Here is an 11,963-nt window from a genome sequence, read left to right as displayed (position 1 = left end):
AAGATGTCTGTCTGGGAGAATCCGTTCATCGTGAATTACCTCTCTGTCCTATGATACCAAAACAGTACCACAGCACTCCCAGAGTTTTCCACTATCACTTTGCCTCTTTAGGATTCTACCCACTCAAAACAGCGAAAGGCCTATTTATTGTCCAAGTATATGTCGGAATAGGACAGTATTGTCCAAATAAAAACCCCCAAGAATTTCTTGGGGGCTTGTGGGTAAGGGTTAGGTCAGCTGTTGACTCGCTCGATATACTCTTTTGTTTCAGTATTGATGCGGATCTTCTCACCTTGTTTGATGAAAATTGGGACACGGACTTTCAGTCCTGTTTCTGTGGTTACGTACTTGGTTGCACCCTGGACGGTGTCACCCTTTACTGCTTCCTCAGCCTCTGCCACCAGATAGACCACTTTCGGGGGAAGCTGGATGTCGAGCATCTGCTCTTCCCAGAATGTACACCGGTAGGTCTCCCCGTCCTTCATGAGGAACTCATAATCTGGGAATGTGGTCATCGGTACTTCGATCTGCTCGAAGGTGTCAGTCAACATAAGATGGAAATGCTCTCCATCGTTGTACAGGTACTGACAGTCACGGTCCATTACCGTGATGTCTTCAGCGTTATCCTGGGTCTTCATCGTTTCACTCAAGGTCTGGCCTGTTGAGGGGCTCTTCAACTTCAGTCGTACGAAGGCGGAGCCTTTGCCGGGATTTACGAACTCTCGGTCAACGACCACAAAGGGTTGTCCTTTGATCAATAAGGCGGTTCCCTTATCGATTTGGCCTGCTTTAATCATGTGTATTACCTCGTATTGTTACAAATTACGCGTATCGCCATTCCTCAGCATATCAGAAAGCGGAAAAAGAATCACCCCCTGCAGACTGCTTTTATCCATAAGCAACATCAACAGGCGATCAAGGCCCATGGCAACCCCTGAGCATTGGGGCATGGTTGCAAAGGTATGGGCAAGGGCTGGGTCGGTATCGGGTATGACAGAGCCACTGTCCATCCTATTTTCCACCAGCTTTGCAAACTCACTTTGGTAGTAGGCAGAGATGGTGTTTTCGCTTCTCTCTTCGTCATAACAGTTGGCGATCTCCACACCACGAATGTAGAGTTCCCACCTTCGTCGGTAAAGGCCGTCAGCCTTTGCAAGGCAGGCAATCTGCCTTGGATACTGTTCCAGTACCAAGGGGCGGTCTTGGGGGAGGTTTGGCTCAACGAAGGTCAGGAAAATCCTGTTGAACGTGTCTTCCCAACTCTCTGGGCCAGGGGGAAGTGAAAGACCGAGTCTCTTTGCTTCATTGGCAAGTGAGCTTTGTCGCTGGTGCAGCTTCAGGTCAATCCCCGCATAGGTGAGCATTGCCTCTTCAACACTCATTCTTCTGAAGGGAGGCCTCAGATCCTGTGGACTGTCTTCACTCAGCAGTGAGGCAACTAGATCCTCTGTAAGGGTAATGGAGTCCTGTTCGTCTGCACCCATGGTGTAATATTCAAGCATCGAGAACTCGATATTGTGGATATTCCCCAGTTGTTCACTGTTTCTGAAGCAATGGCTGATCTGGTAGATACTGCCGATTCCCTCTGCGATAAGCTGCTTCATGAAGATCTCTGGTGAAGGAACCAGGTAGAGGTCCTTGGAGGGAAGAAAGGGGTTCTCAAACCGTGTGGAGAAGTTCTCGATGGTAGCTTCAGGTATGAGGGTGGGGCTGAGTATGGGGGTGTCGACTTCCGTATAGGAACGTTCATCAAAAAAGGTGCGGATTGCCCTATTCATCCTGCTCCTTTGCTGTGCTGCTGTTTTCATGGGTGCATCATAGCCAGAGGGCCGCTTGTGTTGCAAGCATACCATGCAAAACAGTATACTCACTCCTATGAGAGAGTATGTAACCGACGATATCATCTATGCCCTTGCCACGCCATGGGCGCAGAGCGCGTTAGCGGTCATAAGGGTAAGTGGAGAAGGGTGCAAAGCACTGCTTGCAACCCATTTTTCCCGGCCCAAGGCCCTAAAAGATGCTGATAATGCCACATTGGTGCATGGCTACCTGCAGGATGAAGCAGGAAGAAAGCTGGATGAGGTTGTTGCTGCCGTCTATACGGAAGGACACGGGTACACCCTGGAGGAAGCAATAGAATTCACTTGTCATGGCTCACTTGCCGTGATCAAGGAAATCCTGGGACTGTTTTCCCGACTTGGTATGCGTAGTGCAGAGGGTGGAGAATTCACCTTCCGTGCATTCTTGCACGGTCGTTTGGATCTGACCCAGGCAGAGGCAGTGCAGGAGTTGGTGGTAAGCCAGAGTGAACGCTCCAGGGCTCTTGCCCTGGGAAGACTTGAAGGAAGCCTGAAGGATCGGATCAGCTCCCTCAAGCAGCAATTGATGCAGGTCATGGCTGCCGTCGAGGTACAACTCGACTATGCTGAGGATGAACTGGATGAATTTGTATTTCCTCGTGCAAGGCTTGTTGATTTGATCAAGCAACTCCACCATCTCTCTGAGACCTATCAGGTAGGAAAGCTCTACAAGAGTGGGGCCAGGATTGTGCTTGCCGGTTCTACCAATGCAGGGAAAAGCTCTCTCTTTAATTTGCTGCTGAAACAGGAGCGATCGATAGTAAGTCCTGTAAAGGGAACCACCCGTGACTATATAGAAGCCGATCTATCGATCGAGGGTATCCCGATTCGCCTGTACGATACAGCGGGACTCAGGGAAAGCTCTGACAGTATCGAGAGTGAAGGCATTAGACGAACAGAACGCCTTATTGGGCAGGCAGACTTGGTGGTATTTCTTGTTGACAGCACCATGATGGGGCATGTGCCTGAAGAGGATGAACGGACCTTGGTGGTCTACAACAAGAGTGATCTTGCAAAGCCCCCGAAGGGTAAGTTGGCTATCAGTGCCCAAAGTGGGGAAGGAGTGGATCGTTTGCTCCATGAGATCTCCACGCGGCTGACCAGTGGATTCTCTGTCAGTGGTGATGAACTCTTGATCATTGAATCGGAGCGGCAATACCAACTCTTGAATGCAAGCGAAGTGGCGCTTGGCCGAGCGCTCGAACTGGTGGATGAGGATATCCCATTGGATATCACAGCCGTTGAGTTGGGAGAGGCGTTGGACAATCTTGGTCAGTTGACCGGAGAGGTTACCCCCTCCGATATTCTTGAGACAATCTTCAGTGGATTTTGTGTAGGAAAATAATATATGGATTATGATGCAATTGTAGTGGGAGGGGGGCATGCCGGTATTGAGGCATCCTTGGCTCTCTCCAGAATAGGATACAAGACTCTCTTGATCACCCAGAACCTCGATGCAATCGGGCGTTTGTCGTGTAATCCGGCAATCGGTGGGCTCTCCAAGGGAAATATCGTCAGGGAAGTTGATGCCCTTGGTGGTGAGATGGCCCACCTGATAGACCACTCCATGATACAGTACCGTATACTCAACAGGAGACGTGGTCCTGCTGTACAGGCTCCCCGTGCCCAGGCTGACAAGTTCACCTATGCAAGGCTCGCCAAGGAAACACTGGAAAGTGAACACAACCTTTCCTTGTTCATGGATACGGTTGTAGACCTCCAGCTCGATGCAACCGGCAAGCGCCTTGTGGGGGTGGTTACCCAAAGACGGCATACCATCTCCGCAAAGGTAGTCGTCCTTACCACAGGAACCTTCATGGAAGGAAGAATTTTCATAGGAGAGTATGATGCACCCAACGGCCGCTTGGATGAGCCGGCTGCCATTGGACTGGGTACGAATCTCAGGAAAAAGGGTTTTCCGGTTGGGCGTTTGAAGACCGGCACCCCTGCCAGGGTACGCAAGTCCACCCTGGATTTCGACAAGATGGAGTTGCAGGATGGGGAAGAGCTTATGATGCCCTTCAGTTTTGATTATGACAGCATCAACAGACCCCAGGTTCCTTGCTACATAACATGGACCAATGAGAAAACCCACGCAATCATCCAGGATAATATCCATCGTTCCCCCCTCTATGGTGGGAAGATTGTTGGTACCGGACCACGCTATTGTCCTTCAATTGAAGACAAGGTGGTTCGATTCCCCGATCGTGACCGGCACCAGATTTTCGTGGAACCTGAGGGTATCGGGACAGAGGAAATGTACCTAAACGGTATCTCCTCCTCCCTTCCTGAAGATGTGCAATGGGATTTTGTCCACAGTATTGCAGGCCTGGAGCATGCTCAGATCATGCGTCCAGCGTACGCTGTCGAATATGATTTCATCGATCCCCAAGCCCTATTCCCTTCCCTGGAGAGCAAGCTGGTTGAGAACCTCTTCATTGCAGGCCAGACAAATGGTACCAGTGGGTATGAGGAAGCTGCCTGTCAGGGATTGATGGCAGGAATCAATGCAGCACAGAAGCTCAAGGGGGAGGAACCTCTGGTGCTCAGTCGTAATGAAGCCTATACGGGGGTCCTTATTGATGACCTGGTAACCATGGGGACCAAGGAACCCTACCGGATGTTCACCAGCAGAGCTGAGTATCGGCTTAATCTTCGTCATGACAGCTGCGACCAGCGCCTTACCGAGAAAGGGTTCCGCGTTGGATTGCAGTCTGAGGAGAGCCTGGGCCGCCTCCAACAGAAGCTGGAGAAAATGGAAACGGTGAAGGACCTGCTCCGACAGCGTAAGGTAGGCGAAAAGAGTGCAATTCAGGCACTCAAGATGCCTGAAGTCACCATGGCCAGTCTCCAGGAAACGATTCCAGAACTCTCTGCCTTTGAGGAGCCAATTCGTTACCAGGTGGAACTGGATGTGAAATATGAAGGCTATATCAACCGCCAGGAGCGACAGATCAACCGATTTGAGAAACTGGAGAGTCTCCATATCAGTCAGGATTTCAACTATGATGCATTGGATGGATTGAGTGCCGAGGGCAAGGAGAAGCTCAAAAGAGTGATGCCGATCTCAGTGGGACAGGCCTCCAGGATCAGCGGCGTTCGCAATAGTGATATTGCCCTCTTGATCGTTCTTCTGGATAGGGGAGGAAACCGTGAGCGGTAAGTATGCTGCCTTGATACAGGAAGGCCTTGATGCCATGCAACTGGTATGGTCCGATGAACAGTTGCTCCAATTGCAACGGTATATCGCAGAGGTGGAGCTCTTCAATCCCGTTTACAAGTTGGTTGGAGCTGAGGGAAAAGAGTTGGTCATCCGCCATATTTTCGATAGCCTGGCTGCAGTCTCCCCAATCAGTGAAATTGCCCAGAAGTATGAGAACCCCTGCTTTGCAGATCTTGGTTCAGGTGCAGGTCTACCCGGGATTCCCTTGGCAATAGCTCTGGAAAATTACTCCTTCTCCTTGGTGGAAAGGATGGAGAGGAGAGTGAATTTTCTACGAAACGCTCTTGCAGCGACCGGTCTCTCTGAACGGGTCCAGATTGTCTCCCAGGACTTGAAACAGGTACGCCAGAAGTTCGATGTGATTACCTTCCGGGCTTTCCGGCCTTTGGTGGAAATACTTGATCTTGTGGAGCCCATCCTCAATGATGGTGGTGTAGTCTGTGCATACAAAGGCGTGCTTGACCAGGTTGAAGCAGAGCTGGACCAAGTTGCATCACAATGCAAAAGTAGGTGGAGTGCACAGTTTATCCCTCTCACGGTTCCCCAATTGGATGCAAATCGCACGCTTTGCGTTCTCACAAAGATTTGATACCATCTGAAGGCAAGGGTGTTTACCTAGAAAGGAGCGAGTTGTGAAGGAAGGTAGAGGAACAGGTTCTCTTGTTGCAGGGGTGGTATGCCTCTTATTGACGCTATTGGTAGGTGCGTTGGAAGTTTTGCCGACTCTCGGAATTGAACTCAGCGTAGTCACCTGGGCAAGCTCCCTGCTTAATCGGTTCTTCTCCTTTACCGTTTCCCCAGCACCCTTTTCTCTGATCCCACTTGCTGTATTGCTTGGCCTCTGGACCATCATGATTTTTACCTTCAGAGTTAAAAATCGCTTTCTCTATGTATTGATCCCTCTTACTGGAATCATGGCCTATACACTCTATTCCCTCAGCCATCTTATGCAGGGAAGTACTCGCCCTATCCTGATACGATCCATCCCTGAAGATCTTCGTAGTGCGTCTTTCCGTGTGGTGCTTATCTTTTTTGCCGAAATGGCTCTCTTTGTCATCCTCACCTTGATCGGGGACGGAATGAAACGGTACAAGACAGCCAGAGTAGAGATGGGCAAGGTTAAAAAAGAGAAGCGAGAAAGGAAGAAAGGACACAGATCCAACGACCAGGAATCTCCTGAGGACGAAGAGGAAATCATTACCCTCAGCAAGAAACCCGTTGAAGCAGAAGAGGTTCTTGAAGGGGCAAGCTTCGCAGACCAACAGGTTGCTTTTCCTCACATAGCTGAGGTTCCCTCCCTGGAGAGTTTGTCAAGAAAGCATACCCCGAGTGACCGAAAAACACCGCAGGATGATACAATCGCGGTGAAGGAGATGCAGGTAGGAAAGGTAAGTATTGGAGCGTTGCATACCCTTGGGGAAGAGCGAAAACGAAATAATGGATTAACCTACCTGGAGAGAAAACAGAGAGAACTGGAAGCTCAGAAAAAAGAGGCTGAAGCACATCCTTCGCCAAAAAAAGACGAGAAACCGAATAAAGAGCCAGTTCAGCTCTCTGGGTTCCTGCAGGGTGCATTGGAAGCGGTAGGGAAGGCACCCAGAAAGAACAATGCACGAAGGAATGAACCCCAAGGCAGGGTAAAGAGCATGCTTGCTCAAGCCGTGGAGGAGCAACAAGGAAAGAGGGAAGAACCTCCTACCAAGCCCTCTCAGCATATGAATATCAGGGAGCGTATTCTCTCAGTACAGTATGAGCCAAGAGAAAAAGAGGAGCGCCCCTCCAATCGGGAAGTAGCTGATCCCTTCTTCCGTCCCAATCAACCAAAGACAGAATCGCCACTTCCTGTCACTCCCAAATCTGAGATGACTCCTGAACCTGGTTTTGCGCCCAAGAGTACTGCTCAGCCAACTGGTGGTGGTGAGCTGGTAGGAGAAGCGGTCCAGACAGAGAGCAAGGAGCATGAAGAAGATCCTCTGGAGAGTGCCAGCGGGGTGGGTGGGCTCTCTTCCAGAAGTGAAGGGAGTGCCCTCATCAACCGTAAGCGAATCACGTATCAGTATCCTGATGAGTCCATCCTGGTTACCTATCCACAGATTGGTGATGTGGTCGATGAACAGACGGTCAACCAGGGTAAGCTCCTGGTTGCAACACTGGAACAGTTCAATATAAATGCAGAATTGACCAATATTGTACGTGGTCCCACGGTCACCATGTTTGAGTTGCTTCCTGCTCCTGGGGTGCGGGTCAATTCAATCGTGAACCTTTCTGACAACATTGCCCTCGCACTCGCTGCCACCCAGGTCCGTATCGTGGCACCCATCCCTGGGAAATCTGCTGTAGGTGTTGAGATTCCCAATCTTAAGCGGGACATTATAGGATTCCGCGAAATGCTCCCCTCCTTGACTGCTTCATTGGGTATTCCCATGGTCTTGGGACGTAGCCTGATGGGAGACCCCGTGGTTGTCGATGTGATCAAGGCACCACATCTCCTGATCGCCGGTAGTACCGGAAGTGGTAAGAGTGTATGTGTGAACTCCTTGATATGTTCGGTTCTATTCAGGCGTAGTCCAAAGCAGGTAAGGATGATCCTCGTCGATCCAAAAATTGTAGAGTTGAATATTTATAATGGGATTCCCCACCTGCTCACTCCCGTCATCACTGATGCGAAAAAGACCCTGAAGGCACTTGATTTCTGTCTCTATGAGATGGACAGAAGATACAAACTACTGCAAGCATTAAGTGTCAGGAATATCATCGGGTACAACGAGAAGATTGAGACGAGCCGTCTCGCTCGAGAGAAACTTCCCTATATCCTGGTGGTTATCGATGAATTTGCAGATTTGATGCATCTTGTTGGCAAGGATATGGAGAGCAAGGTCAGTCGTCTTGCTGCCATGAGCCGTGCGGTGGGTATCCACTTGGTCTTGGCTACCCAGCGTCCTTCTGTTGATGTCATCACCGGCGTGATCAAGAACAATATTCCCACCCGTATTGCCTTTGCTGTTACCAGCTCAACCGATAGTCGAATCATCCTTGATGAACCTGGTGCAGATAAGCTGCTTGGAAAGGGTGACATGTTGTATATGTCCAGCAGCAGTCCTGCAACTGAACGGATACAGGGCTCCTTCCTCAGTGACAATGAAGTGGAACAGGTTGTTGCCTTTGTGAGTTCGCAAGGTGAGCCTGAATATATCGACGAGTCATTCTTTGAGGACGATGAGCCGAAGGCAAGTGAGAGCAGTGATGATGATGGTGCTGATTCAAACGATGATGAGGAGTTGATGGACAGAGCACTTGCGATTGTCGTTGAACGCAAGTGTGCTTCAGCCTCCTATCTGCAGCGCCGTCTGAAGATAGGGTACAACCGCGCTGCCCGTATGGTTGAGCAGATGGAAGAGCTGGGCTATGTTGGCCCCCCCAATGGGAGCAAACCCCGCGAATTGATCAAGTACCCCTAGGAGAAGAGAACCAAATGGTTGGAGAACATGCCGTTTACAACGGAAAAATCATATTGCAGAGTGAGGCGGTAGTACCGGTAACCCAGAGAGAAATCCAGTCAGGGTTTTATGTGTATGAGTCCCTTAGGGTCATCCAGGCACACCCTGTGCATCTGGAGGACCACCTCCTGAGGCTTGAGAACTCTGCAAATCTTATACATCTTGACTATCCGTTCAGTCGGGAAGAGATTGGCACCTGGGTACATGCCCTGATAGAGGTGGATCTGGTTGAGAAAGCCTCCCTGAGAATCCAGATCTATGGAGGCAAGCAACCACAACTGTTCATCACCACGAGTGAGATACTAACTTATCCAGAATCCTTCTATTCAGAAGGTGTGAAATCACTCACCTATGAAGGGGAACGTCTGCTTCCTGGCGCAAAGACGGGGAATCTTCTTCTGAACTATCTTGCCCTGGAAGAAGCCAGAAGAAATGGATGTTTCGAGGCACTTCTGGTCGACGAGGAACAGAAAATCCTGGAGGGAACACGTTCCAACTTCTTTGCGATCAAGGATGGGCAGCTCTTCACCGCACAAGATGAGAAGGTCTTGCTGGGTATTACCCGGGATCGGGTTATCAAGGCAGCAAAGCTGTTGGGTTTGCAGATACGCTACGAAGCACCTTCTTTGAACAAAGTGGTTGGTGGTTTCTATGATGAGCTGTTCATCTCCGCTACCAGCATGGCTGCAATGCCTCTTTCGCACGTCAATGGAAACACTGTTGGAAAGGCTTATACTGTAACCCTTGAGATCAGTAGTCTTGTCAGACAGTGGGAGCTGGAGGATTGACTATTTTTTTCTCCTTTCCGGAGGGAAGAATTCCAAGTATAGGGTATTCGTATCAGATGGAAACCTAAAAAACACAATCCAATGTTGGTTGTGATCTTTCACCATGAATATTCTGTTCACTTTTAGCAGAGGTGGACAAGGCTTTTAATTTCCTCTATCTTACTATTATAAGGTTTGAAAAAAGAACCTCTCTTATTGCGAATACTGCAATTACTTATAAAGGCGAAATATAGAACGAATGAAATTTACCGAATTACCCTTAAGTGAGCAAGTGCTCAAAGGCATCGCGACTGCAGGCTTTAGTGACTGTACCAACGTACAGGAAAAAGTACTCCCCACAAGCCTCTCTCGTCGTGATGTCATGGTCCAGTCTATGACTGGAAGCGGAAAAACCGCAGTGTATGTGTTGACGATTCTTGAATCGTTTGTCCAGGCCATAAAGGCTGGAAAGGGCAAACCGAAGGCATTGATTGTTGCTCCAACCCGTGAATTGGCTGTCCAGATCGAGGAAGATACCATCCTCCTTGGGTCTGGTATCGAAGACCTCACAATCGGAAGTTTTTTTGGTGGTGTAGGATACGGGAAGCAAGATGAAATCCTGGAGAAGGGGTGTGATATATTTGTCTGTACCCCTGGCCGTATTCTTGACTACCAGAAGATGCATAAGATTGACTTCAGAGAATTTGACATCTTTGTAGTTGATGAGGCAGACCGAATGTTCGATATGGGTTTCTATCCCGATATCCAGAAGATGTTCAGCTTGCTTCGTGATTGCACAGAACGACAGACCATGTTGTTCTCAGCAACACTCAGCACAAAGGTTCGTAACCTTGCCTGGTCGTTCATGAATGAACCAGCTGAGATTGAGGTTAATCCTGAGGAAATTACCGTTAATGCAATTACCCAGGAGTTGTTCCATGTTGCGAAAGATGAGAAATTCTCACTTTTCCTGCAACTTCTGAAAAAAGAGAATCCAGAAAACTGTCTGGTATTCACCAACACCAAGGCACGATGCATTGAGGTATCCAAGCGGCTTTCACTGAATGGATACCCGACCAAGTACCTGATGGGAGACCTGCCACAATCAAAGCGGTTACAAACAATTGACCGCATGAAGGAAGGCAAGATTAGATTTCTTGTGGCAACTGATGTTGCAGCCCGCGGGTTGCAGATTGATGACTTGGAATTGGTTGTTAATTACGACATCCCTGATGATTTTGAGAACTACGTTCACCGTATCGGCCGTACAGCACGTGCTGGTAAGAGTGGAAAATCCATTACCTTTGCAGATGAAGAGTATGTATTCAACCTGGAAGCAGTAGAGAACTTCATTCAGATGAAGATTCCTGTAATCTGGCCTGAGGAAGGCGATCTTGAACCCGTCGAGGACAAGAGTGCCTCATACTCCTTCAGGGACTTGGTAAGGGATGACGAGTATGGTGGGCGTCCGAGTCGCGGACCTAGAAGTGGGGCAAAACCTTCTCGTGGTGGGTCCAGACCCCCCAGAAGAGGGAAGCCACAATCCTCTGGTCGTCCAAAGCGTGCAAAAGACGAGCGAGACAACAAGCCCAGAGGCCCAAGACCTGAAAGGCAGGAGAGAGCACAGGAACCTCAAAGACGTCGTCGTTCAGGCTCCAAGAGCTACGCAGAGATCCAGAACCTCTCCCTTGAGGAGCGATTGTCCTACTACAAACAGCAGTACAAGAGTGAAGGTGGCCAGATCCCTGAAGGATCCCCTGAGGCCAAGAAGAGCCAGCCTGCTGTGAAGAAGGAGAGTCCTGTAAGAAAAGACCCTACCCCTAAGCCGTCTGTTGCTCAGAAGCAGGAGACCACCCAGACGAAGAAGAAGCAGAATTTCTTCACCCGGTTGTTCAGGAGAAACAAGTAGCATGCTCAAACGGTTCATCGCCTACTATCGTCCATACAAGGGATTGTTTTTCCTTGATATGGGGGTGGCAATTTTTGCTTCAATCCTTTCGATTCTCTTTCCCACCTTGACCAGACAGCTGCTCAGGGTGGAGATTCCTAACCAGAATCTGAAGAATATGATCATCATCTTTGGCTTCATGCTCCTCATCTACATACTGCAGGCAATCTGTCAGTATATACGGGTAACCTGGGGACATATTCTTGGGGTAAAGATGGAGACCGATATGCGAAGCGAGTTGTTCGGTCACTTGCAAAAACTCTCTTTCGGGTTCTTTGACAAGACCAAGACCGGGCATATGATGAGTCGTATCACCAATGACTTATTCCAGATCACCGAGATGGCTCACCATGCTCCCGAGGATTTGATCATCAGCGTTGCTACCATTCTGGGTTCTTACATCCTTATGTTCAGCTACAGTGTCCCTCTCGCCCTGGTTTCCCTTATACCCTTGCCGATCATGGTGTTCTACGGGGTGTATTATGGAATACGCATGAAGGCAACCTTCCGCCGTGTACGGCGAACCGTTGCTGACGTGAACAGCAATGTAGAGAACTCCTTGATGGGGATCAGAGAGGTCAAATCATACGGCCGTGAGTCCTACCAAGAAGCAAAATTCAACCACGTCAATGATATCCTGCGTGACAGCAAGATGGAGCAGTACAAGGT

Annotated in this window: 9 protein-coding genes; 7 read left to right on the top strand and 2 right to left on the bottom strand. The window is 49.3% G+C overall.

Annotation, left to right across the window (positions count from 1 at the left end):
- Nucleotides 1-233: 233 nt before the first annotated feature.
- Nucleotides 234-797 (bottom strand): elongation factor P, encoded by a 564-nt coding sequence (gene efp / locus JF818_RS04540; RefSeq protein WP_198890785.1) that lies wholly within the window; start codon nucleotides 795-797, stop codon nucleotides 234-236.
- An 18-nt stretch (nucleotides 798-815) separates the two neighbouring features.
- Entirely contained in the window at nucleotides 816-1,808 is a 993-nt protein-coding gene (locus tag JF818_RS04535; protein WP_198890784.1) for an amino acid--tRNA ligase-related protein, read from the bottom strand.
- 67 nt (nucleotides 1,809-1,875) lie between these two features.
- On the opposite strand from JF818_RS04535, the gene mnmE reads away from it, so the two are divergent.
- The 7 genes from mnmE to JF818_RS04500 all read left to right on the top strand — a co-directional run.
- Nucleotides 1,876-3,204: a tRNA uridine-5-carboxymethylaminomethyl(34) synthesis GTPase MnmE gene (gene mnmE, locus JF818_RS04530; RefSeq protein WP_198890783.1), complete on the top strand. Its 1,329-nt coding sequence runs from the start codon at nucleotides 1,876-1,878 to the stop codon at nucleotides 3,202-3,204.
- Between the two features lie 3 nt (nucleotides 3,205-3,207).
- Nucleotides 3,208-5,022: a tRNA uridine-5-carboxymethylaminomethyl(34) synthesis enzyme MnmG gene (gene mnmG, locus JF818_RS04525; RefSeq protein WP_198890782.1), complete on the top strand. Its 1,815-nt coding sequence runs from the start codon at nucleotides 3,208-3,210 to the stop codon at nucleotides 5,020-5,022.
- Nucleotides 5,012-5,671, top strand: coding sequence for a 16S rRNA (guanine(527)-N(7))-methyltransferase RsmG (gene rsmG, locus JF818_RS04520; protein ID WP_198890781.1), 660 nt, complete (start codon nucleotides 5,012-5,014; stop codon nucleotides 5,669-5,671). The genes mnmG and rsmG overlap by 11 nt, the downstream gene beginning before the upstream one ends.
- A 43-nt stretch (nucleotides 5,672-5,714) precedes the next feature.
- On the top strand, nucleotides 5,715-8,540 hold the full coding sequence (locus JF818_RS04515) for a DNA translocase FtsK (protein ID WP_370570306.1): 2,826 nt from the start codon (nucleotides 5,715-5,717) through the stop codon (nucleotides 8,538-8,540).
- 14 nt (nucleotides 8,541-8,554) lie between these two features.
- Nucleotides 8,555-9,367 carry an aminotransferase class IV gene (locus JF818_RS04510; protein ID WP_198890780.1) on the top strand — a complete coding sequence of 271 codons (813 nt, stop codon included), beginning with the start codon at nucleotides 8,555-8,557 and terminating at the stop codon, nucleotides 9,365-9,367.
- Between the two features lie 238 nt (nucleotides 9,368-9,605).
- Nucleotides 9,606-11,255 carry a DEAD/DEAH box helicase gene (locus JF818_RS04505; RefSeq protein WP_198890779.1) on the top strand — a complete coding sequence of 550 codons (1,650 nt, stop codon included), beginning with the start codon at nucleotides 9,606-9,608 and terminating at the stop codon, nucleotides 11,253-11,255.
- Between the two features lies 1 nt (nucleotide 11,256).
- Nucleotides 11,257-11,963 (top strand): ABC transporter ATP-binding protein (locus tag JF818_RS04500; RefSeq protein WP_198890778.1); only part of this gene is annotated, 707 nt, incomplete at its 3' end.

The sequence above is a fragment of the Sphaerochaeta sp. S2 genome (genome assembly GCF_016406725.1).
Lineage (GTDB): Bacteria > Spirochaetota > Spirochaetia > Sphaerochaetales > Sphaerochaetaceae > Sphaerochaeta.
The sequence above is the reverse complement of the archived record's forward strand: the minus strand, read 5'-3'. Positions and strand labels throughout refer to the sequence as shown.

What these genes read in the sequence shown, in the direction of transcription:
- efp (WP_198890785.1), bottom strand. Translation starts at nt 797, where the DNA reads ATGATTAAAGCAGGCCAAATCGATAAGGGAACCGCCTTATTGATCAAA.
- JF818_RS04535 (WP_198890784.1), bottom strand. Translation starts at nt 1,808, where the DNA reads ATGAAAACAGCAGCACAGCAAAGGAGCAGGATGAATAGGGCAATCCGC.
- mnmE (WP_198890783.1), top strand. Translation starts at nt 1,876, where the DNA reads ATGAGAGAGTATGTAACCGACGATATCATCTATGCCCTTGCCACGCCA.
- mnmG (WP_198890782.1), top strand. Translation starts at nt 3,208, where the DNA reads ATGGATTATGATGCAATTGTAGTGGGAGGGGGGCATGCCGGTATTGAG.
- JF818_RS04510 (WP_198890780.1), top strand. Translation starts at nt 8,555, where the DNA reads ATGGTTGGAGAACATGCCGTTTACAACGGAAAAATCATATTGCAGAGT.
- JF818_RS04505 (WP_198890779.1), top strand. Translation starts at nt 9,606, where the DNA reads ATGAAATTTACCGAATTACCCTTAAGTGAGCAAGTGCTCAAAGGCATC.